General features: G+C 47.6%; 20 protein-coding genes and 1 pseudogene. 2 read left to right on the forward strand and 19 right to left on the reverse strand.

What is annotated here, in order from left to right:
• Positions 1–464: 464 nt before the first annotated feature.
• The 6 genes and pseudogenes from ACTTKA_RS07005 to ACTTKA_RS07030 form a co-directional block, all read right to left on the reverse strand.
• Positions 465–3,200, reverse strand: coding sequence for a family 78 glycoside hydrolase catalytic domain (locus ACTTKA_RS07005; RefSeq protein WP_442724474.1), 2,736 nt, complete (start codon positions 3,198–3,200; stop codon positions 465–467).
• A gap of 58 nt (positions 3,201–3,258) precedes the next feature.
• Positions 3,259–3,765 carry a nitroreductase family protein gene (locus ACTTKA_RS07010; protein ID WP_442724501.1) on the reverse strand — a complete coding sequence of 169 codons (507 nt, stop codon included), beginning with the start codon at positions 3,763–3,765 and terminating at the stop codon, positions 3,259–3,261.
• Between the two features lie 141 nt (positions 3,766–3,906).
• A pseudogene (locus tag ACTTKA_RS07015) lies at positions 3,907–4,050 on the reverse strand (IS1595 family transposase); the annotation flags it as partial.
• A 223-nt stretch (positions 4,051–4,273) separates the two neighbouring features.
• Complete coding sequence (locus ACTTKA_RS07020) at positions 4,274–4,792, reverse strand: L,D-transpeptidase family protein (protein WP_442724475.1); 519 nt, start codon at positions 4,790–4,792, stop codon at positions 4,274–4,276.
• Between the two features lie 290 nt (positions 4,793–5,082).
• The gene (locus ACTTKA_RS07025; protein WP_442724476.1) at positions 5,083–5,622 is read right to left on the reverse strand and encodes a hypothetical protein; all 540 of its coding nucleotides are present in this window, start codon (positions 5,620–5,622) and stop codon (positions 5,083–5,085) included.
• An 18-nt stretch (positions 5,623–5,640) separates the two neighbouring features.
• A complete protein-coding gene (locus ACTTKA_RS07030; RefSeq protein ID WP_442724477.1) occupies positions 5,641–7,917 on the reverse strand; it encodes an outer membrane beta-barrel protein in 2,277 nt (758 codons plus the stop codon).
• 603 nt (positions 7,918–8,520) lie between these two features.
• Here ACTTKA_RS07030 and ACTTKA_RS07035 point away from each other — a divergent pair.
• Entirely contained in the window at positions 8,521–9,309 is a 789-nt protein-coding gene (locus ACTTKA_RS07035; RefSeq protein WP_442713947.1) for a ZIP family metal transporter, read from the forward strand.
• Between the two features lie 360 nt (positions 9,310–9,669).
• On the opposite strand, the gene ACTTKA_RS07040 is transcribed toward ACTTKA_RS07035, so the two are convergent.
• From ACTTKA_RS07040 to dxs, 3 genes are read right to left on the reverse strand one after another with little or no spacing between them, the layout of a single operon-like run.
• Positions 9,670–11,127, reverse strand: a complete 1,458-nt coding sequence (locus ACTTKA_RS07040; RefSeq protein WP_442724478.1) for a TrkH family potassium uptake protein — start codon at positions 11,125–11,127, stop codon at positions 9,670–9,672.
• A 6-nt stretch (positions 11,128–11,133) separates the two neighbouring features.
• Positions 11,134–12,474, reverse strand: a complete 1,341-nt coding sequence (trkA, locus tag ACTTKA_RS07045; protein WP_442724479.1) for a Trk system potassium transporter TrkA — start codon at positions 12,472–12,474, stop codon at positions 11,134–11,136.
• Entirely contained in the window at positions 12,471–14,399 is a 1,929-nt protein-coding gene (dxs, locus tag ACTTKA_RS07050; protein WP_442724480.1) for a 1-deoxy-D-xylulose-5-phosphate synthase, read from the reverse strand. The genes trkA and dxs overlap by 4 nt, the downstream gene beginning before the upstream one ends.
• A 327-nt stretch (positions 14,400–14,726) precedes the next feature.
• Between dxs and ACTTKA_RS07055 the strand changes: the two genes are divergently transcribed.
• Positions 14,727–15,725, forward strand: coding sequence for a malate dehydrogenase (locus ACTTKA_RS07055; protein WP_442713943.1), 999 nt, complete (start codon positions 14,727–14,729; stop codon positions 15,723–15,725).
• Positions 15,726–16,028: 303 nt separating this feature from the next.
• Here the strand turns inward: ACTTKA_RS07055 and ACTTKA_RS07060 are convergent, their stop codons facing one another.
• From ACTTKA_RS07060 to ACTTKA_RS07105, 10 genes are all read right to left on the reverse strand, one after another.
• On the reverse strand, positions 16,029–16,409 hold the full coding sequence (locus tag ACTTKA_RS07060) for a hypothetical protein (RefSeq protein ID WP_442713942.1): 381 nt from the start codon (positions 16,407–16,409) through the stop codon (positions 16,029–16,031).
• A 143-nt stretch (positions 16,410–16,552) separates the two neighbouring features.
• Positions 16,553–16,990 (reverse strand): putative quinol monooxygenase, encoded by a 438-nt coding sequence (locus tag ACTTKA_RS07065; RefSeq protein ID WP_442713941.1) that lies wholly within the window; start codon positions 16,988–16,990, stop codon positions 16,553–16,555.
• A gap of 67 nt (positions 16,991–17,057) precedes the next feature.
• Positions 17,058–18,050, reverse strand: coding sequence for a tryptophan--tRNA ligase (gene trpS, locus ACTTKA_RS07070; protein WP_442724481.1), 993 nt, complete (start codon positions 18,048–18,050; stop codon positions 17,058–17,060).
• Positions 18,051–18,065: 15 nt separating this feature from the next.
• A complete protein-coding gene (locus tag ACTTKA_RS07075; RefSeq protein ID WP_442713939.1) occupies positions 18,066–18,740 on the reverse strand; it encodes a hypothetical protein in 675 nt (224 codons plus the stop codon).
• Between the two features lie 31 nt (positions 18,741–18,771).
• Positions 18,772–19,446 (reverse strand): hypothetical protein, encoded by a 675-nt coding sequence (locus tag ACTTKA_RS07080; protein ID WP_442724482.1) that lies wholly within the window; start codon positions 19,444–19,446, stop codon positions 18,772–18,774.
• A 48-nt stretch (positions 19,447–19,494) separates the two neighbouring features.
• Entirely contained in the window at positions 19,495–20,100 is a 606-nt protein-coding gene (yihA, locus tag ACTTKA_RS07085) for a ribosome biogenesis GTP-binding protein YihA/YsxC (RefSeq protein ID WP_442724483.1), read from the reverse strand.
• 182 nt (positions 20,101–20,282) lie between these two features.
• Positions 20,283–20,786: a hypothetical protein gene (locus ACTTKA_RS07090; RefSeq protein ID WP_442724484.1), complete on the reverse strand. Its 504-nt coding sequence runs from the start codon at positions 20,784–20,786 to the stop codon at positions 20,283–20,285.
• Positions 20,787–21,043: 257 nt separating this feature from the next.
• On the reverse strand, positions 21,044–21,169 hold the full coding sequence (locus ACTTKA_RS07095; protein WP_442724485.1) for a hypothetical protein: 126 nt from the start codon (positions 21,167–21,169) through the stop codon (positions 21,044–21,046).
• 111 nt (positions 21,170–21,280) lie between these two features.
• Complete coding sequence (locus tag ACTTKA_RS07100) at positions 21,281–22,492, reverse strand: 6-bladed beta-propeller (RefSeq protein WP_442724486.1); 1,212 nt, start codon at positions 22,490–22,492, stop codon at positions 21,281–21,283.
• 86 nt (positions 22,493–22,578) lie between these two features.
• On the reverse strand, positions 22,579–22,821 hold the full coding sequence (locus ACTTKA_RS07105) for a hypothetical protein (protein ID WP_442724487.1): 243 nt from the start codon (positions 22,819–22,821) through the stop codon (positions 22,579–22,581).
• Between the last annotated feature and the right edge of the window lie 421 nt (positions 22,822–23,242).

The raw sequence follows: 23,242 nt of genomic DNA on the forward strand, positions 1-23,242 counted from the left end.
GATGCGAGAATCAAACTAAAGAGACTATACCCGTCAATTAATAGATAACATAACAGTAGTTTTATCGGACACCAATAAAAAAGATTAAAAATCACTATTAACCGACTAAAATCAGAGTTTGTCGGTTTTAATTTTTAATTACTTGATATACACGCATTTGTTATTTTGTTTTACCTCGTGATGGACATCCTTTCCTTTATCTATGTGATTCAGGCTGTTGAGGCTTACTCGAGACAATCCCCTATTAGACAATATACATGTCCATCAGAGCTCAAAGGGGGTGTGTCATAACAGGCGAACTGCTTCGTTGCTTGCGGAATGCGAGCTCGGTTACATACCTTACTATGCTCCTTCGCCCTCATCTTTGGTGCCTTGCATTTCACCCATGCTTATACGCCTAAAGAGGGTGTGTCAAAACATTGCGTTTTGACACACCCTCTTTTCTTCTTTAAGGTAGACTCAGATTATTTCCCGAAATGATAATGTCCGGAACCGATCTCAACCTCCGTATAGTCCTCACCTTCCGTGATGGCGTGAATACCGGCGGCCTTAGCGACAGTCACTCCAAAAGTTTTCGGTATACGGACGACGGCGCTCGTATTGCCGGGGATGGTAATATCCCAGCTGAAGCGTTCGTTCTTCCGACTCCAACTGCTTCTGATCTCGCCATAAACGGATTGGTATGAAGCATCAATTTCATCCAGGCCATCAGGGAATACCGGGTTCATCAACAGCTTCTTGTATCCGATCGTACCCGGGTAGCATCGGATGCCCGCCAGATCTTCGTAATACCAGATGATCAAATCGCCCAGCAGCATGACATGGTTACCCGAATTCATGGCGGGATTTGCCGTATTTCCGTTCCAAAGTTCCCAGATGGTGGTAGCGCCGTTCCGAATCATATACCCGAAGCTCGGATAGTCGGTATTGGTCAGAATCCGGTATGCGAGGTCAGTCCGGCCGTTTTCAGATAGGCCGCGCATCAGATGCTGCATGCCGAGCACGCCGCAACTTACATGGCTATTGAATTCTTTTTCCGTCTTATCTACGATGTTTTGAAATACCTTTCGCTCATAGCCTTGCGGCACGAGGCCCAGACGAAGTGAGAGAAGGTTGGCCGTCACCGTATTATTATCGTATTGCGCGGTGGCCGGGTCGAAGAACTTGGTATTGTAAGCCTCTTTCATCTTGGTTGCGAGTTCTTTGTAATGAGAGATGTCGGCGCTCTGTCCGCAGATGGAGGCGAACTCGGTCATCAAACGGAGTAAATCGTAATAGAGCGCGGTGCTCATCAAACTGCCGTTTGTAATCCGTGACGGATCGGCCGAATGAATCAACTCGGGCGATTCGGGTGGCATGCACCAGTCGCCATACGTATCTTTGGTGATGATATTATCCTTCATTGCGGTTGATTCCATGTGCCGCATCCATTTCTTCATTGCCGGATAGTGCAGACGAATGGCCTGATCGTCGCCGTATTGATGATGCAGCATATCGGCGACGGTGAAGAATGCCGCCGGCCAAGTGACATCATCGTTATAAATGGTCCAGTAGCTCGGTGATACGACCGAGATGCTGCCTTCCGGGCTCATGGCGTCTTCTACGTCCTGCAGCCATTTGTTATACATGCGCGAGTTATCCAGAAAATAAGCTTCGCCGTACGTGCCGGTCACCCGGTCTCCCATCCAGCCTAAGCGTTCATCGCGCTGCGGGCAGTCCGTGGGCATACCACGATAGTTGTCGCGAACTCCCCAGTACGCATTCTTAAATATCTGAGTGACCAATTTGTCGGAGGTCTCGAAGGTACCGGTAGTCTCCATCTTATCGTAGATGCAATCTCCGGTAAAATCCGCCGGATCGGGCTGATAGTCGAGCCCGGAAACTTCTACGAACCGGAAACCGTGATAGACGAACGAAGGATGCCAATGGAACCTGCCGTCGGCCGCAGGGATGTAAATATCTTCCGCACGGGCGGTACGAAGGTTGGCTACATACAGTGTGCTGTCCGGGTTCAACGTTTCGGCAAAACGGAGATGAACAGGTTGATCCTTCTTTCCGTTCAGATCGATCGACAGCCACCCCACCATGTTCTGCCCCATATCGAGTATATAGTTCCCCTCGTGATTCCGGAAGACGGCGACGGGTTTCAACCGATCCTGAATCTGCAAATTCGGATTCTGCTGTGCCGTCAACTTCCCTGCAGGGCTTTCCATCCGGTCGGCTTGCTGCCAAGCGGAGTCATCATAGCCGTTCCTGTTCCAATCGGGCATCTCGAGACGGGCATCGTATTCCTCGCCGTCGAACTCGTTATTGGCGATGATAGGCCCTTTTGAGGTGACTTTCCACGAAGTGTCGCTGATGATCAGGGAGGTTGTCCCGTCGGTATACTCGATTTCCAATTGAGCGAACAATCTCGGCAAACCGAACATCGTATGTCCGGGATTACGGAGATTAAAGAAGCGGCCGGCACCTAAAACCACGCCGATGGTATTTTTGCCCGCGGCGATCATACCGGTCACATCGTAGGTGTTGAAGTAAACTCGTTTGTCATACTGAGAAACCATCGGGGCAAAAATATCTTCACTGACTTTTTCTCCGTTCAGATAAGTCTCGGACGAACCGAGTCCGGATACGTATAACATCGCCCTTTCCACATCTTTTTTATCCGAATCGAACTCTTTTCTCAGGTATCGAGCTGCGATTCTGGTTTTGTTATTCTCCTTCGTACCGAAATTCTCGCCGGTATTCGACAACGTATCTTCACCGATCCAAAGGGCTTTCAAAGAAGCCGGATCGGGAGCCATCGACCAGCGTTCGATTTCCGACCAGCCTGTCGCCCCTTGGTTCGTGCCGATCTTAACACGCCAGTAGTAATACTTTCCGGGCTCCAGAGCCTTCCCACCGTAAGACACCCAGATAGAAGCATCCGAAGTTACGACACCGGAATCCCACAGCAAGTTCTTGCCTGCCTTCAGTTCTGCCGGATCTGCCGCCACCTGAATCTGATAAGTCGTCTGCACCAAGTCGGGAGTGCTCGAAGCAATCTGCCACGAAAAACGCGGCTGCGTCACGTTAACGCCGAGCGGTTTTACCATTTGCTCGAGCTTTAAGTTAGATACTTGTATTTGCCGGCTTTGTGAACAACCGGCAAAGACCAACGATATCATGCCAATAACTACTGAAAATAAATCTTTTCTCATAAGATAAATGAATTTGATGATCAATCTGCTTTAAAGATATTTTTGAAAGGGATCGTATTCAAAAAAGAATCTCATGCATCTCTTTTCTGTTTTTCTCCCGATAAGGATCCGTTCCATATCCGATCGGTATCAAGACCACCGGTTCCCAATCTTGGGGGAGATTAAACGATTTTTTGCAAAGCGCCGTATCGAAATTGCAAACCCAACAAGTCCCCAAGCCTTGTTCAGCGGCTGCCAGACACAGATGTTCCACCGCAATGGAAATATCTGCATCGCCATGATCCTTATTGTCGAAATTCTTCCGACGCCAGGAAAGCGTATGGTCGATACAGGCCAAAATCACGCACGGCGCTGTGCGAATCCAATCGCGATCATAACAAGCGTAGGCTTTCTCCAGTTCGTCTTTTTCCGTAATGATATGGAAATGCCACGACTGGTAATTCACGGCCGAAGGAGCCATTCGGACACATTCCATCACATAATCCAACTTCGTTTTTTCAAGCTGCAGGGTCGGATCGTATTTTCGCACGGAAAAACGAGCCTTTGTCAATGCCAAAAAGTTCATAGTCATTATTTTTAATGTATGGCAAAGGTGAAAAAAAATCGTGTAAAAACAAAAAAAATCAATAAATAATATATGCGGGTAGATGCTGATAGTTTGTTTAAGTGGTTGATAAAAAAAGGTATACTGATTTTTATTAAATGATTATCCGCAATTCTTTCTATTGTAAATTCTTGATTTGAAGTTTGGCGGATGACTCACAGCGGCGATTAATAATCTGTCAAACTGTTTTTCGTCCAAATATCGCCTGTTGAACTTGCAACAGAATTGATTGAGGTGGCATGGTAGGTGTTCTTCCCTGCGGATCAACACTTTTACCAAAATTGATCTGATGCAATGCCTCAATGAGCCTTTTACTCCTCTACTAGAGAGCGAAAATCAGCTCTTTGAATAGGCAGGGGGGATCCCTCTAAAATCAAAAATTGATCGTCTCGGAGATAGTCCACGCTCAGACTAAGAACTCGCATAACCAAAAAAAAAGATTTAGGACACTATTGGATAGAGGATGCATTTATGGCTTAATCTCGATCGGGGTACCTGTCGGTACGGCTTGATAAAGCTCTTCGACCTCTTCGTTTGTCAAGGCGATGCAGCCGGCTGTCCAGTCTTTGAGCAGGTGTATTTTTCCGATCCAGCCCCAGCCGTTCTTCAGTCCGTGTATTTTGATATGTCCGCCAGGAGCTTTCCCGATTTCTTTCGCATGTGCGATGTCCCGTTTGTTGGGGTAGGAGATACCTAGATTCTTATAATAGCCGCTGTGAGGATTTTTATCGTGAATCACATACTTTCCTTCGGGCGTACGCCGATCTCCTTCGAATGCTTTATGTCCGACAGGCTGCTGTCCGAGTGAGATCGGATACGTTTTTAGTAAGGTCTCACCGGAGTAGAGGCTCAGTCGCCGTTTGCTTTTTTCGACGACAATCTTATCGACCGTCAGCGATCGGTCAAGCGGCTTATCATGCTTTCCCAAGAACCATAGCCCCGCCATCCCTGCGACGATCGTCAACCCTGTTATCCATCTGTGCTTCATATTCAACTCTTATATATAACTGACAGAAAATGCCTTACCAAGCCCATGTCTGCGCTGCGTAGCGGCGATTAATGATCTGCAAAGATACACATCGAAAATGAGTCGTTGCTTCGGACACGCGGTTTTCGGCCTTTGCCGATGGCGAGAGGGTAGTCTTCACGTAGCTTTGAGTCTCTGCGAGGAGAGGTGGCGCAAGGCAGACCGTGTTTCCGGTGCATAAAAAAAAGTATGTCCGGATTCTCGACCAGACATACTCTTAGACTTATTCGATATTATGATTCTACGGAACTTTATTTCTTTTCCGCACTGTCAGGCTGGGCTGTTTTTTCTTCCGTTGCCGGAGCTTTTTGCGTCTCCGGCTCGGCGGGAGGAGCCGGTTGTACTACGGGAGCCGTCGTGTTTGTCTGCGGCGCAAGGATCGTCTGCAAGACGTCCGCCGGGACGTTCGCATTGTTCACTAATTGAAGCATCAGCAGTTTTTCGAGACGGTCCAAGCGCTGTTCCAGTCCGGCGTTGTATCTCCGGGCCAGCGCTTCGTCGATCAGTTTGCGCTTGAGCGCTTCCATTTTCGTACGCATCACCAGCTCGTCCAACTCTCTTTGCCTGTCGATCGAATCGGCTTCGAGGGCTGCGGTGATCAGCTTGGTGACGAGTATTTCGGCCTGCTCGCGCGAGACCGGTATCAGCCGGTCTTTATCGCCGGCCGACAGAAGGCTCTGTCGACGCAGCGTATCCGGGCGAGAAGTCTCTCCGCCGTCTGTTTGCCGGGCCATCGCCATCAGCGGTAACGAGAGGAGAATCGTTGCTATAATAAAAATCTTTTTCATCATCTAACGAAATTTATACGGTTAGAATACGAAACGATAGCCTACCGAAAATTGATTGTTCTTGAAGAGATTGCGAATCGAATAATCGACGAAGAAGGCATTGTTTCCGAAGTTGAAATTAGTACCCACGATGATGTTCGAACCGGCTCTGAGCGTTTTGTATTGTTTGAACAGCCCGAGTCCCAGACCGACATAGGGGTGAAGGGGAGCATCTTTCGCGAGCTGGATATTGTAGAGCACGTTTCCGGAAAGGCCGTATCCCGTTTTGCTTCCGAGGGCAAGGAAAAACTCGGGTACGAAGTCGAAATGCGTATTGCTCACTTGCAGATAGCCTCTCAGGCCGATGTTGGCTGTCACTTGTTCGCCGAAGTTAACGCCGAACATCGGTGCCAGTCTGTTATATTTAAGGAAGGCGCGGCGGTCCGAACCCGTTCCGTCTTCTCTTGCCATGACGCGCGAGTCGGCTACGTTACCGGCCTGATCGACCGTTACGACCGGAGTCTGTGTCGGCGTGATGATTTGTGTGCTCGGCTGAGAAGGAACGACTACGGTGGTAGTACCTCCCGCTGTCTGCGTCTGAGTGTTGGCGCGGAGTAGCGTTTCGTAATTGCGGTCCATTTTTGAAGCCAGTGCTTTGAGTTCGATCAGCAGCGCGTCGTTAGTCGAGGAGGTTGCGGCGATTCCTGCCGGTTTGTCCTGCCGAAGGGCTTCGAGCACCAGTCCGAAATCGTTGTCTGACAGAGTGCTCGAGGTGCGTGATTTTTTCTCGTTCAGCACCTTCTCGATCATCCGGTTCACGAGTTCTTCGAACTCGCCGGCCGTCATCGTCTCTTGCGTTTTGACCGGTTCGCCGGCTTCGATGGCTGTTTTCTCTTCCGAGAGTTCTTTACGTGCTTCGAGCAGTACTTCTACGCGCTCGTTTTCTCCTTTTTCGAGTGCCTCGGCCAGTTCGGCGTTGACGGCATTCAGTTTTTCTTCATATTCGGCGCGCATCGCGTTGATCTTGTCGCGATTTTTTTCTCTTTCCGACTCCAGCGCCGAGGCATACAGCTGCGATCCGCCTTTCACCGGAGCGCCCAGATTGATACGCACGCCGGCCGTGTACATCATGCTCGTTCTGATTTGCGACGGTTTCACGATATCTTCGGGCGAAACACCTTTTTGCGACATCATCATCGCATTTCCCGTTCCGAAGAGCGCGAAATAGCGCGACACCGGAATTTCAATTCCTCCACCGAGTTGCAGAAAGAGGTTGTTCTTATCGAAGTTTTCTTTTACCTCATTCGAGTTGAAGAAGTTGTATCCTTTCGAATCCAGATAACCACCACCGAATTGGAGGTACGGCACGATGCCGCGCGGCTGGTTGAGGCGGGCAATCAAATTGAGCCCGTACATGCGCAGGTTATCGTTGAATTTGAACGAGAGCTTCGCTGGGTCTTCCGTTGCCTGATAGTAGTATGCGCGAAGACCTACGAGCGACGAGAAGTCGACGCCGGCCGATCCTCCCACGAACCACTGATCGGTGTACGGAAGTTTCTCGTTGAAATTCACGTATGCCACGCCCGGTTCGAGTACGAACTTCAACCCGTTAACGAAGCCTGACGTGTAACTGTCGCGCACTCGCTTGTCGAGACGGCTGGTGAACGACGGATTCGAGCCACCCAAATAAATATCGAGCGATGCCATGGCCGCGTAGTTCGCTAAACGTTTGTCCTTGTTGCGCATGTTGGGATTAAAGTACGCGTTCTGCGGATCCATATTAAAGAGCATTTGCTTCCCTTCTAACGAGAACACGATGCGCGGAGAGAGGTTGATCTTGATTCCGGCTCCCCATGAAGCGAAAATCTGCTGTTCCTTATAATCTCTGGCATCCAGTCCTTCGGTAAACGGGTCGTATTTGAAATACTGCACACCCGCGCCGGCCAGAATATACGGCGAGATACCTACGCCCGAGAGAATGTTCAGTTTCGCTTCTCCGCTCAGCCGTGTAATATCGACCGTATGATCGGGGAGCTTGCTGAGCAAACTTTCGCTCAGGTTCCATTTCGAACTTTTCAGTTTGCTTTGAATATCGAACGATTTTTCGGCCACAGCCCGCAGCTCGAAGTGAGGACCGAAACCAAAGCCGGCACGTACGCCGTAAAACATGTTGTCCTTTAAGTTGATATTTTTATTCCACCATTGATATTCGATCAAAGGCGATACGGTTACGCTTACATCCTTCACTTGTGCATTCACAAGCCCCAACGTCGAGAATACCGTCAAGAAGAAGCAAGTCAAAATAAAATTACGTTTCATACTTTTTAAAGTTTAAAATTATTGAGAAATAAATAGAAATAAGAATGGATAGTTATTCTTTTTTCTTTGCAAAGATAGTGTTTTTTTCTTATTACCTTAAATTTATATGAAAATTAAACTTTGCCATGGCATGTGATTTTTCTTTTTCGTCGTCGTTCTGTTGCCGAGCTGGTTTTTTCTTTACAGGCTTTTCCAACTGCAAAAAAACATCTTTTTTTTTGTCGTTAAGATTTCTTTCTTTTAACTTTGTCCATAGTTTAGAAAAGAGAGTGTGCGACGTAGAGTTTTGGCTATTGGATTTCTATGGTAATATCTTTTAAGGTGAATGATTTTTTCTCGTCGTACCTCTTTTTATTAAACGCTGAAAACGCGCCGGGAACTCCCGACGGTAATTCATTAAACGATATTAAAGGAAGAAGGGAATAGTTTTTTATGATGTTTAATCATTGAGAGAGAATGTTATGATTTTGAAAGTGAAAACAAACATGCGGGCTGCAGCTGTTAGCACGTTAACGAAACGCATCGTAGAAATGTACAGAACGAACGCTGCTCCGCCGGCCGAAAATCCGGCATCGAACGAATGAACGCCTCTTCCGAAAACAGATGAATGTTAACATTGCGATCGGTCTGCTCATCCCTTTTCTGGGAACGTTTCTGGGCGCGGCGATGGTCTTTCTGCTGAAGGACGAAATTTCGCCGCGCCTGCAAAAACTAATGCTCGGTTTCGCGGCGGGCGTCATGATTGCGGCCTCCGTTTGGTCGCTGCTTATTCCGTCGATCGAGATGGTCGGGAGTGACAGCGGTGTGCCGGCGTGGTTGCCTGCTGCCGTCGGTTTTCTGGGCGGTATCGCCTTCCTGCTCCTGCTTGACAGTGTCATCCCTCACCTTCATCTTCATTCCGATCAACCCGAAGGGATGAGGACGCCCGGACTGAAACGGATGACGATGCTCATTTTCGCCGTCACCTTACATAATATCCCCGAAGGGATGGCCGTGGGTGTTGTGCTGGCCGGTCTGATGGAAGGCTCGACGAACATTTCGCTGGCCGGCGCCATGGCGCTCTCGGTCGGTATCGCCATACAGAACTTCCCTGAAGGCGCCATCGTCTCCATGCCTCTTAAAAGCGCCGGGCGCTCGCGTATGAAAGCCTTCACGTATGGCGCACTCTCCGGCATCGTCGAACCGATAGCCGGTATCATCACCATCCTGCTCACCCACATCCTGCTTCCTGTGCTGCCTTATCTGCTGGCTTTCGCCGCCGGAGCCATGATCTACGTCGTAGTCGAAGAGTTGATCCCCGAGTCGCAGAGCGGCGTGCATACCAACATCGGCACTGTGGGCGTAGCACTCGGATTCGTGCTTATGATGGTGCTCGACGTGGCGCTGGGGTAGATTTGCATAATTAACAATGATTTTGTTGCAATGGTTGATGTCTGATTATCAAAGGATATAGGTGCATATTAAAAATATTCTAAAAAGAATCAGTTGTTTGATAATCAGCAATATAGGAGAATTAATGTTTTAGTGTAAATAAAATATATCATTGTTCTTCAAAAACTTACTCGTTGCAACAAAATCACAGACAATTAACAATTAATCCGAATGCTTCTCCCCTTTGTCATTCCGAACGCAGTGAGGAATCTTGCGGGGAAGAGGAAAAGAGATTCTTCGCTTCGCTCTGAATGACAAGGTAGGGGAGTAAAGCAGTCAAAGTAGTAAAGGATAATAAGAAGTGACGTCACCTTTTTTGCTTTATCGTTTCCAGAACCCGGGCAGGAGAATCGTCAGAACGGTAAAGATCTCCAGACGTCCGATCATCATCAGGAACGAGAGTATCCATTTGGGAAAAGCCGACAGGGCGGAGAAATTGCCGTCGGTATATTGCCCGAGCGCCGGCCCAACATTACTTACCGCACTGACGGATATGCCGAGTGCTTCTTCAAAATTCAGACCGTCGAGAATCAGTATGGCTCCTCCGAGCAGAATCAAGCCCATATAGACGAATGCGAAGGTCGAAACCCGCTGTACGATATGAGAGGGTATGATTTGGCCGCTCATTCGGATCGGAAGTATGGCATTCGGATGCGTTTGCTTCTTAAACTCGTTGAACATGTTTTTGATCAGGATTACGAAACGTCCCATCTTCAGTCCGCCGCTGGTCGATCCGGCACATCCGGCTACGACCGAAACAAAGAGTGCGATGATGGTAAAGAAGGCGCCCCAATTTGCGTAATCGACCGTCAGGTAGCCGGTAGTCGAAATGAGCGAGGCCACTTGAAAGAGTGATTGACGGAATGCTTTCTCGATGCTCGTCTCATGCTGATGAATAAGCAGCCATGCCGTTACGATGACGGTAGCCGTAGCCACTATGCCATAAAACCAATGAAGTTCTTCGTCGTGTACGAGCTTATGCCAATGCCTGCGCAGCGAGAAATAAAGTAAGGTGATATTCGTTGCGCCGATGCACATCCCGAAACAGATGACATACTCAATATAGGGCGACTGCCAATACGCGATACTGGCGTTCTTGGTTGAATATCCACCGGTCGAAACGGTTGTCAGCGCGTGATTGATCGCATCGTAGGCGTTCATCGGCCCGATCCAGAGCAGTCCGAAGATCAGTCCTGTCAGTAGCAGGTAGATGCCGAAGAGGCGTTTGGCCACCTGCGTGATGCGCGGCAGGAAGCGCTCGTGCGTAATGCTCGGCGTTTCGGCATCGAACAGCTGCGAGGCTGTACCGCCAAAAATCGGCATCAGGGCAACGGTAAATACGATGATCCCGATGCCCCCTTGCCATTGTGTCAGGCTGCGCCAGAACAATAGTCCTTTCGGCAGGGCTTCGATATCGGTGAGGATGGTTGCTCCGGTGGTCGTGAAGCCGGACATCGTTTCGAAGAAGGCATCCGTGACGTTGTCAATGTAGCCGCTTATCAGGTAAGGCAGCATGCCGAAGAAAGAAAACATCGTCCACATGAATGCCACGCTGAGCATCCCTTCCCTGCGTCCGGCACGAGAATCGTTTCCTTTCCGCCCGATCAGGTACAGAAGAAGTCCGGTGCCGGACATGATCCCCGTCGAAATGAGGAGCGGGTAAAAATCGCATCCGCCATATCCGAAGGCTACTCCGGTTGCCGCCAGCATAAAAAAACTTTCGAGGAGATGGGTCATCCCCAATAGCTTGACAATGTACCGGACATTCAGTTTAAACATCGCTTTTCAGTTGAAATAATCTTTGAGTTTACGCATCGCCGATTCAAAACAGAAGACCATCACACGGTCGTTAGCCTGAATCTGCGTGTTACCTTCCACCATCATCGGGACGTTGTCGCGGATCAATCCTCCGAGTGTCATATCCTTGGGCAGATGCAGGTTTTTCACCGGTTTCCTCGTGATACGCGAGCCGGGCTTGGCCACCAGCTCCGCCACATCGGTATTGGCGAAAGCGAGACATTTTACGTTCGAGACGTCGGCGTCGAGGAGAAACTGATAGATATGGCTGGCTGCGATCAGTTTTTTGTTGATGACCGAACCGATATCCATCTTCGAAGCCAACGGAACATAATCGAGATTCTCGACTTGCGCGATTGTTTTATAAACCCCGAATCGTTTGGCAGCCAGACAAGCCAGAATATTCGTGCTTGAATTTTCCGTCAGGGCGATAAATGCCTGTGTGTTGAGGATTCCTTCCTGTCGCAGCAGGTCGGTATCGCGCCCGTCGCCATGGATAATCAGCACGTTTTTGGGTACTTTCTCCGATATCTGCACACACTTCTCCCGGTCGGTTTCGATGATCTTGATGTGAATGTTATCCGGCATATACTGGCTGGCCCGGATGGCAATACGTCCTCCTCCCATGATGATGATATTCTTTACTTCCGGGTTCTGCTTGCCCGTTTGCTTCCGTACCTCTTCGACCCATTCGCGTGTAGTCGTGACAAAAACAAGATCTCCCGATTCGATATGGTCTCGTCCGCCGGGAATGATCATCTCGTGTCCCCGCTGAATGGCGACGATATGATAGAGTTTCCGGTTGTTCGATAACAGTTGCACGAGGGTCTGGTTGATGATCGGCGCATCGTCGCGCACCTTGATGCCGAGCAGGATCAGGTTTCCTCCGAACAACTCCCAATACTGACGTGTCCAAGGGCGTTTGATCGCTGTCACGATCTCTTTGGCCGCCAGCATCTCCGGATAAATCATGGAATCGACACCGATTTTCTGAAACAGTTCCATATTCTTGGGCAGGAGATATTCGTAGTTATTGATTCGGGCAAATGTTTTCTGGGCGCCCAAATTGTGCCCCAACATGCACGCCGTGATGTTCGTAGTCTCTTCGGGCGTTACGCTGACAAACAAGTTCGCCTTGTTAACACCGGCTTCTTCGAGGTCGCGGAGCGACGTCGGATTGCCCGTAAACGGCAGAATTTCCATTCCTGAGCGAGCAAAAGCCAGCTTGTGATCGTCTGTATCCATGAGCGTGATGTCATGCTTTTCTTTCGACAGCATTTTGGCCAGATGAGTACCGACCTCCCCTGCACCTGCAATAAGGACTCTCATATTTCTATTACGGCTTGTTTGTTTTCTTTCCGGGTTAAACGGAGTGTTTGAAGAATGCTTTCGGCATCCATACCACATTGTCGAAACAGTTCCGGTATGCTTCCGTGTTCGATGAATGCGTCCGGAATACCGATGCGTCTGATGCGCGGCGTATAACCGTGTTCACACATAAATTCGGCGACGGCAGTACCCAAACCGCCGATAACGGTTCCGTTCTCGACGGTGATGATGTGCGCGAATCGTTTTCCGATGTCGTGCAGAAGGGCTTCGTCGAGCGGTTTGAGGAAGATCATGTCATAATGAGCGACCGATATGCCTTCTTTCTCGGCCATTTTGATCGCTTTGATCACTTCGTTACCGATCGAGCCGATCGAGAGCACAGCCACGTCGCTTCCCTCGTGCAGTTGTCTGCCTTTTCCGATAGGAAGTAATTCCATCGTATTTTGCCAATTCTCCAGTTCTCCCTTTCCTCGGGGATAGCGGATGACGAACGGCCCGTCCGGAGTCTGATACGCCGTGTACATCAAGTTGCGCAAGTCGATTTCGTTCAGCGGCGAAGAGATGACGAGATTGGGTATCGGACGCAGGTAAGCCAGATCGAAAGCGCCGTGATGCGTCATGCCGTCTTCACCCACCAACCCTGCCCGATCAAGGCAAAAAATGACATGCAATTTCAGGATGGCTACGTCATGAATCACTTCATCATACCCGCGTTGCATGAACGAGGAGTAGATGTTGCAGAAAGGAATCATCCCTTCCTTCGCCAACCCAGCGGAGAATGTTACGGCGTGTCCTTCGGCGATGCCGACGTCGAAAGCACGGTTGGGAAAAGCCTTCATCATGAAGCCCATTGAGCAACCTGTCGGCATGGCCGGGGTGATTCCTGCGATGCGTTTGTCTTTTTCGGCTAGTTCTACTAACGTATGTCCGAACACATCCTGATAGAGTTGCGGCTGATTGAGACGTTCGGGCACGATGCGCCGTCCGGTCTCCTTATCGAAACAGCCGGGTGCGTGCCACTCGATAGCAGACTGTTCGGCCGGCTCAAAGCCTTTCCCTTTCTTCGTCTTGAGATGCAATAGCTTAGGCCCTTGCATGTCTTTGATGTCTTTGAGCTTCTGTACCAAATTGTTTACGTCGTGTCCGTCGACCGGACCAAAATAGCGAATACTGAATCCTTCGAACAGGTTGTGCTGGCGATTGATCAACGCCTTCAGACTGTTGTTGAAACGCAGAATATTCTCTCGCCGGTCTTCGGAGATCAAATTGAGCTTTCGGAGTTTACGATACACATCATAGCGAATCTTATTGTACGTCTGGCTCGTGGTGATATCGACAAGATAGCGGCTCAGCCCACCGACGCTGTTATCGATAGACATATCGTTATCATTTAAGATAATCAGCAAATTGTTTGGGTTGGCCGATGCGTTGTTTAATCCTTCGAAAGCAAGCCCTCCTGTCATGGCGCCATCGCCGATAACCGCTACGACGTGGCGGTCGGATTCATTGTTTATTTCAAAAGCGGTCGCCATACCGAGTGCCGCCGAGATGGAGTTGGAGGCGTGTCCTGCGATAAAAGCGTCGTACTCGCTTTCCTGCGGGTTCGGGAAACCGCTGAGCCCTTTATATTGTCGTAACGTTTGGAACGCTTCGCGTCGTCCGGTCAATATCTTGTGTCCGTAGGCCTGATGTCCTACGTCCCACACGATCCGATCATAAGGCGTATCGAATACGTAATGCAATGCTACAGCCAATTCGACTGTGCCCAAGTTGGCCCCTAAATGTCCGGGTGTCTTAGACAACACGTCGATGATATACCGTCGCAACTCTTCACATACGTCTTCGAGCCGATCAACCGGCAGGTTCCGTAGATCGGACGGAAAGTGAATTTGTTCCAATAAGCTTTCCTGCCTGTTTGTAGTCATCTTTTCTTTCTTTTTTTTGCAAATTTACGGAATTTAGTGTAGATAAAAATGACAAATCGTTCTGAAAATCGTATCAAGAAGCGTCTCCAAAGACAGATCAGACCGTAAAATCAAACAGTTCTGTTTTGTGAATAAGGCTGATCGAGCCTGATTCTCAACTGTCTTTGCTCGGTTTTTTTCAGATTCTTCCGATATTATTCAGGAGGATTCCCTTGATTTTTATCTTTTCGAAGCAAATTCAATACGGAAAAATTTCTTTATTCAAAAATCAAACCGTATTTTTGTAGCGTTCTGAAACATTTTACTAACATAAAAATAAACAAGACTATGGGATTCTTAACGAACGAAAAATTGACGATTGTCGGTGCCGGCGGAATGATCGGTTCCAATATGGCACAGACGGCTGCGATGATGAAACTGACTCCGAACATTTGTTTGCAGGATGTCTATGAACCTGCTCTGGAGGGAGTGTATGAAGAGATGCGTCACTGCGGATTCGAAGGCATGAATTTCACGTATACCACATGTCCGGCCGAAGCTTTCAAAGATGCGAAATATGTGATTTCGTCGGGTGGTGCTGCGCGTAAAGCCGGTATGACACGCGAAGATTTGCTTAAAGGTAACGCCGAAGTAGCCGAAGAACTGGGTAAGAACATCAAAGAATACTGCCCGGATTGTAAGCATGTTGTCGTAATCTTTAATCCGGCAGATATCACGGGGTTGATCACCCTCGTTTATTCCGGTTTGAAACCTTCGCAGGTGACGACGCTTGCAGGACTTGATTCGACACGTCTGCAAAGCGAACTGGCCAAGCACTTCAACTTGCCGCAGAGCGCTGTTACGGGATGTTGTACGTTTGGCGGACACGGCGAACAGATGGCTGTTTTTGCTTCGACAGCAAAAATCAATGGTACACCGCTGGTTGACCTGATCGGGACAGACAAATTACCGGCCGAAGAGTGGGCTGCATTGCAACAGCGCGTGACCAAGGGAGGTGCTAATATTATCAACCTGCGCGGACGTTCTTCGTTCCAAAGCCCTGCTTACGTATCGGTCGAGATGATACGTGCAGCCATGGGTGGAGAGGCGTTCCGTTGGCCGGCAGGTACTTATGTGTCATCAGGCGGATTTGACCATATCATGATGGCAATGCCTGTTGAAATCACGAAAGACGGATGTGCATATAAAGATGTACAAGGTACGCCTTCTGAGATGGCCGACCTGAAAAAGAGCTACGAGCATCTTTGCGCAATGCGCGACGAAGTGATCGGATTCGGTGTCTTGCCTCCGGTTGCAGAGTGGAATAAAGTAAACCCTCATTTATAAAAAATTGATTGCTCCCGGAGAGATATGTTTATCGGCTTTCGGGAGAAGGCAGAAAACCATAAGTGAGCAGTTTATGCTCAACCATTGAGCGTTTTTGTATGCTAATGAAAATCCCTGTCTCTATGGGAAACCTTGTGAGATAGGGATTTGTTCTGTTCGGAGGGTTCGTAACCGAGCAAGAGATGGCGTTTTTGGGGATGTGAGAGGAGTTGTTTTTTTCGTGTAGACCAGCGATAACGAAAAAAGGCTACCTTTTCCGTTTAAGAAAAGACAGCCTTTTTTCGATATTCGAAAAATAGATATTTATTTCGATGTCATTTTCTGAGCTGCTTCTGCGAGTTTCTGAGCAGCATCCTGAAATTTCTGAGCTTGTTCCGGAGTCAAGTTAGCCATTTCTTTCTGCAGATCAGCAGCCAAGTTCTGCACTTTCTGACCGAGTTCAGCCATTTTCTGTGTTGCTTCAGCATCGCCGGCAGCTACTTTTTCGTACAGAGGTACGATTTCATCAACAAGGCTCAGGTACTGGTCCAAAGCACTTCCTTCGGCAGGAGCAGTTTCGGTAGCAGGAGCTTCCGTTGCTACGGGTTCTGTCGTTTCACCTTCGGTTGTTTCAGCTTTCTTACCACCGCAAGCAACCATCATAACCATGGCCGAAGCCATCATAAACATTGAAATCTTTTTCATCTCTTTAAAAATTTAAAATCCTGATTGATGTTTTTTATTTTCGCGGCAAAGGTAAAAAGAAAAAAAAAGTTTTACAACATAAAAAAAATATTTTTTTCTTTTCACCTTTAAAAAAAGCGTTTTTGTCCGTATGAATTGACCGGTTAAAATTGCTCAACAAGCAAATCGCCGTCGAGCAAATCGGTAATGGCATCGGCAAAGGCTTTGAAATGTTCGGACGAAGCATGTGCCTCGAATGCCGCTGCATCTTTATATTCTTCGTAAAAGATAAAGGCGACAGGCTGTTCGGGCGACTGATAAAGGGTATAGCTGACATTACCCTCTTCGGCGCGAGTAGCTTCGACCAGTTTCTTTGCCACTTCAAGGAACGCTTTTTCTTTTCCGCTCTTTACGGTAACGCGTGCCACGATGATTTTCGTCTCTCTCACAGGCTGAGCCGAACGAATCGAATCACAGGCAGCCTGTACGGCGGCCGCTACTTTTTCGGCACATAACGTATCGGTGTCCACACTTTTTCCTCCATTGCACGACAACGTTCCGATCAGTGCAATAACCATCAATAATAATACAGTCTTTTTCATCTTTCATTTATGTTTTAAATTAGTAACAGTCGTAATAATAAATATTTCTTTCTTTGTTCATGAATGTTTATCGGTAGGATTTGAATCCGATGATGCGACGTACTTCATCGAGGGTGACCGCTGCGCTGGCCGATGCTTTTTCGGCTCCTTCGGCTGCGATCTTGTCGAGATAAGTTTCATCGGCCGCGATGTCGTTGATGCGCTCGCGAATCGGCGCACAAAACGCATTGATATCGGCGGCGAGCTGCTTTTTCATGTCGCCGTAGCGGATTTCGCAGTTGTTATATTTCTCGTCGAAATAGTTATATGTCTCTTGAGTCGATACGATCTCCATCATGGTGAAGAGGTTCTGAATCACTTCCGGTTTCTCGCTGTCAGGCACAGTGGGGCCGGAGTCTGTCACGGCTTTCATCACTTTCTTATGGATCGTTTTTTCGTCATCCTTCAGATAGATGGCATTGCCTTCGCTTTTCCCCATCTTGCCCGACCCATCGAGCCCGGGAACTTTTACGGCCTTGTCGGAGAGGTAGAACGATGCCGGTTCGGGGAAGAAGTCGACTTCGTAAATCATGTTGAATCGTCGGGCGCATTTACGTGCCATTTCCATGTTTTGTTCCTGATCTTTCCCGACAGGCACTTTGGCCGCGCGATGGATCAGGATATCGGAAGCCATGAGGGTGGGGTAGGTCAGGAGTCCTGCGTTGACGTTGTTAGGTTGTGTGCGTACTTTTTCCTTGAACGTCGTCACGCGTTCCAACTCGCCCAGATAGGCATTCATATTGAGGTAGAGATACAGTTCGAGTACCTCGTGCACATCGCTTTGCACATAGATGGTGGCTTTTTGCGGGTCGAGGCCGCAGGCCAGATATTCGGCGAGGATGGTCTTCACGCTTTGACGGATATGTTCCGGGCGCGGATGGGTGGTGAGTGAGTGCCAGTCGGCGATAAAGAAAAAACACCGATACTCATCCTGCATGCGCAGAAAACTTTTGACCGCTCCGAAGTAATTGCCCAGATGCAAATTGCCTGTGGGGCGGATGCCGCTTACTACTGTTTCCATATTTATGTTCATTTTTTATTTCATCCAATATAATAAGGCTACGATACCAATGATCAGAAAGACGATTGCTGTGAGCACAAGCACGGTGAGCAGCATACGTTTACGGGGCGACATGGTTTTGCCCAAGTGTATGCGCTGATCGAAATGGCCGTAGATGTCTTTTTTATTTTTGTCCCGGTAGCTTCCGGAGAAGTCGGCGAATCGTCTTTTGTTTTTGTTGCGTGCTTCGTAGCCGCAAGTGCCGGCGACGGTATTCTCGTACCATGCCTGTTCATTCTTGTCGAAGCCGGCGATAGCGCGTTGCAGGCTTTCTTCGAAAGCGTCGGGGTTTGGGTAGCAGGTGCTTACTTCGTACAGATCGACGTAGATTTTCATGTCGGCGAAGTCGGAGATTTGCAGGAAGTGAATCCAGTCGTCGAACAGAGGCAGGCACGAGGTGTAATATTTTTCGATGTAGCCTCGTCGTCCCGTAGCCCGTATGAGGGCTTTCAGTTTATCGAGCGCCATGCTTGTATCGTCGGGTATCGTATGGGAGTGTACCGCCTGTTTGATTTTTTCGCTGTAGTGCCGGATATCGTCTTCGCTTAAAAGCATGAGCCAAAAGAAGGGCAGGGGGTTACCTCCTTCGAAGAGAGAGGCTTGCTGACCGTCTCGTTGTTTGGCAAACACGCATGCACTTCTGCTTTCCATTGTTCTACGGATTGCTTTTCGAGAGATTGGGTTATGGGTTGAGCTGCATCAGTTTTTGTACGGCGGCATCGTTACGCTCTTTGAGCAGGTCGATGGTTTTGCCTCCGTCGTACGCCATGTAATAGGCCATATTGAGCAGACGTTTTTTTACCAGAATGCAGTTGGCTGCGCTGATCACGGTCGATTCCTGACCGTTTTCCTGCCGGTATTTCATCAGGACGATCATCGTCAGTACGTTGGGGCAGGGGCTGTATTTCTCGATGATGGCAGGCTGTCCGATCATCAAGGTATTATATACGTCTTCGACTTGTCTGCCCAGTTCCTGCCAGTTGGTGCCTACGAGGCTTTGCTCGAGTTGCTGTTGCATGAGGGGCAGGTCGGTGGCCGTGGCTTCGTAGTTTTCGCGATTGTAGTCGCCGTAGAGCATGAAATAATTATCGAACGAAAACGTTCCCAGGCTGTCGATCCGTTGATGTATTTTGTCGTTCAGATAGTATCCGAGCAGGGGGCCGCTTTCGCGATATTTCTGCGTGAAGGCCTGCACACGAGGGTGAAGGCGACATTCTTTCATCCCGTCGATGGTGGGGAGGCAGATGTTTACGTATCCGTACCATTCCGAATTGTTACAGGTATCGTTTTTCCTGTTCCCCGACGAGGAGCATCCGATAAGCAGCGCCAACGAAAGTACTCCGATGATCTTTTTCATTTTTTCTTTGTTCTGTTAATGCCCGCAAAGATACATAAAAAAGTTAAATCAGGAGGTTTTGGTTTGTCGATTAATTTCGTCGATATAATGGAGAATTTCTTCGCGTCCGTCTTTGTTTTCGGACGAGGAGGTAAGGATATTCGGCAGTTCTTCCCATGTTTCGAGCATTTTTCGGCGATAGGCGTCGAGATTTTCCTGCAGGCGTCCTTTGCTGATTTTGTCGGTTTTGGTAAAGATGATGGCAAAGGGTACTTCGTTTTCGCCGAGCCATTCCATAAATTCGAGGTCGATTTTCTGCGGTGCGTGACGGCAGTCGAGCAACACGAAGAGGCAGGTGAGCTGGGGGCGGAGCAGGATGTACGATTCGATGATGCGTCGCAGGTTTTCGCGGTTTTCTTTGCCGCGCTGTGCATAGCCGTAGCCGGGCAGGTCGACGAGATACCAGTCGTTGTTGATGATGAAGTGATTGATCAGTTGCGTTTTGCCGGGCTTTTGCGAGGTCATGGCCAATCGTTTGCGTGCGGTGAGCATATTGATCAACGACGACTTGCCGACGTTCGACCGCCCGATAAAGGCATATTCCGCACGTGTACCGTCGGGGCATTGCTGCACGTCGGTATTGCTGATGACAAATTCCGCACTTTTGATTTCCATTATTATTTTCCTCGTTTATTTAATTCTGTTGCTTTCCGCTCTTTTCGAGTCTGGGTTTGTATTTGCTTGACGGGGCAAAGATACGAGATCGGGGGGAATAAATAAAACGGGTGTCGAAGACTCACTCCCCAACACCCGTCGTCCATAGTTAAATATACTCCACCCTAAAAAAAAGGATATATTTAAACAGGTTGGTTGTTATCGTCCGGTGCCGGTGTTTCGGATGTTTTTCGATTACGCGGAAAGAATTGTTTCAGTTCTTTGCGTTTGTCTTCGAATCCGGGTACGGACGTTTTGGCTTTATAGCACGTATAGGAATAATCGTCGAGGGCTGCCTGATAATTATCGAAATCGTGCAATGTCTTGTTATTTTTCAGTCCTGTCACCAGATTTTGCAGCCGCAGAATCAGGTCTTCAATCGAGTTACGTGACTGATAATCTCGCTCGAATTCCACCCAATCGACATCGGGGCTGCGCAACGACGGACTGATTTGTGCATAGTCTCTGACTTTGTTGATCAGCAATTTGTTCTGCTCGTTTACTCGTCCGTAACGGCTCCGGTCGTCTCCGGTCAGATTGACGATCAGTCCGGACAGTTCGTTTTCCAAATTCGTCATCAAGACATGGGTGCGTTCCAATTGCTCTTCGCCCGGATGTGCTGCCATTAAGTTTTTCATCGTCGACATTTCTACCTCCTTTTCTTTAGATTCGTAAAATCGATTTGCGCGTAAATATACGTCGTGTTTTGTTCTTTTCCAAATAAAAATCGATTTTTTTTTGATTTCGATGTGTTTTTCCGATTTCCCGCCGGATATTTCTGCGCTTTCGGAACAGATGTCTTATGCTTCGTCCTATTCCGGAGATGTTCGATGATCCCTTTCGCACGTTCCGTTTCAGGGTTTGGATGATTCGGAAGTGCTTTTTGGGGTTCCGTTTCACCTGTTTAGTGTTCCGGATGACCTTTTTGGTCTTCCGGATCACGTTTTTCAGGTTCCATACAACCTTTTTGACGTTCTATTTCACCTTCGGGGGTGATCTGTTTCGTCTCGGTGGTGTTCCGTTTAATCAAAAAGGTGATATTTTTATTGTTCGAGGTGAAACGGAAGACCAAATTTGTATAACGGAACACCTCTTCGCGTGAAACGGAACGTCAAACAGGCGAAACGGAGGAAGCTATAAGTCATCTTTTAATTTTGGCGATGACAATGATCGGGTTGTCATTGATCCGTATATCGGAGAGGTTTTTTATTTTGTCTCGTTTTTTTTGTTTTTCGTGTTTTGTCATATACTCAAGCAATACTTGGGCTTCGATGCAGCCTGCAATTTCATCTTCCTCGTTTTTCGTTACGGGACAGAAGTTTGGCAGAAGGTCTATATCGTTGATATATCCTTTTTCTTTTACTTTATCATTGGAGGTCAGCTTGGTTCTGTATGTCCGGTGTTCTTTTTTATCATAATATGCAAGGAAATATCCGGATGCTGCAAGTCCTTCTTTTACATAGGCAGAGAGAAATACGTAATGATCCGTTTCAAAATCTACTTTTACATTCCAGCCTCCGTCCGGGCTCGACGCGATCGTGAAGCCTCCCTGTTTTTCTGATTGGGCGGATTTCAAAAATCGAGATTCTGTGGGGAAAGACGGTTTTTTATTGCCTAATTTGAAAGTGATATGAGGTATTAATTGATTTTCCGTAACTCGGAAAACGGTATCGTTATATTCGCTTTCTTTAAAGAAGAGATGATTTCCGTATCGGTAAAAGGCATGGGTCGGAGTTGTATTCTGGCCGAAAACCTCGTAGAGCAAATGATTGGGATAAGCTCTTTTTATAACGCCATTGCGGTTAAATAAAAGTAGTTTATACGGTTCTATTCCGGATTCGTTATCGATATGGATAGCGAGAATGCTATCATTCAAGAATACGGGAGAAGTAAGAAGAGGGGTTTGCCTTTTTGCATGCAAGGGATTACGGATAAGATATTCTTCTTGATTGGTTTTTACATTGAAAATTTTCCAATGGTCCATATTCCAAAATGGGTATAGATTTTTCTTTTCATCGAAAAAGAAAGTCCCCATACTGTATGCATATTGCGAGGGTGAAGCAACTTCATGCAGAAACTTGCCTGTTTTACGATCAAATACAAAAACGCCTCTGAACGTATTCGCGGCAATAATATATTCTGAAGTGACATAGAGGGATGCATTTTTTAACCGACAGTTTTCGGTTGTCTCAAGACGAATGTATTCTATGTTCTCGAATATGCGGCTCATCGGTAAATCCGTTTCAATGCTTTTTGTTAAGTCGATTTCTATGATACCTTCTTGTGCGGAAGCATGATGCCGTGTACTGAAGTGAAAAATACTTATGAGTAGCAATATGATGGCATTCTTCATCTTAAACTGTTATTTTATTGCGAGTCATGAAAAACCATGTCAGGACAAGGATCAGTTCTGACATGGTTTGTGTGTTTTAAAGCACATCAACAAGCTTTATATCCTCCCGGATTGTACGTGAAAATGTCACATTCCCAGCCCTCTCCCATAGCAAGCCAGACATTGCCCCATGCAGCAGCAACATTAGCACTATCAGTTATGAAGTAGCCTTTTTCTCCGGTTAAGACATTAACTCTTAAACATAAATAGGCACCACCGGCGGTGCTTATCATTTCAAATTCGCTCATTTCTGCCACTTTGTATGTGGCTAATTGTTCTTTCCCTAACATATTCGCTATTCTTTTAAATTAAACAATGAATTTTTGAATAAATAAATCTTGCGCGCATTAGATTTTTTATTCGACTGCAAATTTAGAGACCCTCTGTCCGGAATTTCCGGACAGAAGAAAAAATATTTACCTTCCCTCTTTTTCGAACGACTATTTTGTAGGAAAATAAACCCCAATATGGATATGCCATGATAGGAATCCTCCGGAAATATTTTTCTTTTCGTTGCATGTCAGAGGTTTTATAGAGAAATGAATGTCTATATCCATCTCATTGATAAAAACGAATGAATTCTTGGAGCGTGAAAACCGAATATCTGCATCATGAAACCTCAGTTCTTCTAGCATCTCATACATTGTACTGCGAGATATACCTAGTCAGCGAGCGAATTCTTCGGGCTTTCCTGTTTTCTCCTCTACAATC

The organism is Tannerella sp. (assembly GCF_052170195.1).
Classification (GTDB): domain Bacteria; phylum Bacteroidota; class Bacteroidia; order Bacteroidales; family Tannerellaceae; genus Tannerella.

Coding starts and splice junctions, on each gene's coding strand:
- trkA (WP_442724479.1), bottom strand. CDS start 12,474: ATGAGAGTCCTTATTGCAGGTGCAGGGGAGGTCGGTACTCATCTGGCC.
- dxs (WP_442724480.1), bottom strand. CDS start 14,399: ATGACTACAAACAGGCAGGAAAGCTTATTGGAACAAATTCACTTTCCG.
- ACTTKA_RS07100 (WP_442724486.1), bottom strand. CDS start 22,492: ATGAAGAATGCCATCATATTGCTACTCATAAGTATTTTTCACTTCAGT.
- ACTTKA_RS07075 (WP_442713939.1), bottom strand. CDS start 18,740: ATGGAAAGCAGAAGTGCATGCGTGTTTGCCAAACAACGAGACGGTCAG.
- ACTTKA_RS07035 (WP_442713947.1), top strand. CDS start 8,521: ATGAATGTTAACATTGCGATCGGTCTGCTCATCCCTTTTCTGGGAACG.
- ACTTKA_RS07090 (WP_442724484.1), bottom strand. CDS start 20,786: ATGTCGACGATGAAAAACTTAATGGCAGCACATCCGGGCGAAGAGCAA.
- ACTTKA_RS07020 (WP_442724475.1), bottom strand. CDS start 4,792: ATGAAGCACAGATGGATAACAGGGTTGACGATCGTCGCAGGGATGGCG.
- trpS (WP_442724481.1), bottom strand. CDS start 18,050: ATGGAAACAGTAGTAAGCGGCATCCGCCCCACAGGCAATTTGCATCTG.
- ACTTKA_RS07105 (WP_442724487.1), bottom strand. CDS start 22,821: ATGTTAGGGAAAGAACAATTAGCCACATACAAAGTGGCAGAAATGAGC.
- ACTTKA_RS07080 (WP_442724482.1), bottom strand. CDS start 19,446: ATGAAAAAGATCATCGGAGTACTTTCGTTGGCGCTGCTTATCGGATGC.
- ACTTKA_RS07010 (WP_442724501.1), bottom strand. CDS start 3,765: ATGAACTTTTTGGCATTGACAAAGGCTCGTTTTTCCGTGCGAAAATAC.
- ACTTKA_RS07025 (WP_442724476.1), bottom strand. CDS start 5,622: ATGATGAAAAAGATTTTTATTATAGCAACGATTCTCCTCTCGTTACCG.
- ACTTKA_RS07005 (WP_442724474.1), bottom strand. CDS start 3,200: ATGAGAAAAGATTTATTTTCAGTAGTTATTGGCATGATATCGTTGGTC.
- ACTTKA_RS07040 (WP_442724478.1), bottom strand. CDS start 11,127: ATGTTTAAACTGAATGTCCGGTACATTGTCAAGCTATTGGGGATGACC.
- ACTTKA_RS07055 (WP_442713943.1), top strand. CDS start 14,727: ATGGGATTCTTAACGAACGAAAAATTGACGATTGTCGGTGCCGGCGGA.
- ACTTKA_RS07065 (WP_442713941.1), bottom strand. CDS start 16,990: ATGAAAAAGACTGTATTATTATTGATGGTTATTGCACTGATCGGAACG.
- ACTTKA_RS07060 (WP_442713942.1), bottom strand. CDS start 16,409: ATGAAAAAGATTTCAATGTTTATGATGGCTTCGGCCATGGTTATGATG.
- yihA (WP_442724483.1), bottom strand. CDS start 20,100: ATGGAAATCAAAAGTGCGGAATTTGTCATCAGCAATACCGACGTGCAG.
- ACTTKA_RS07030 (WP_442724477.1), bottom strand. CDS start 7,917: ATGAAACGTAATTTTATTTTGACTTGCTTCTTCTTGACGGTATTCTCG.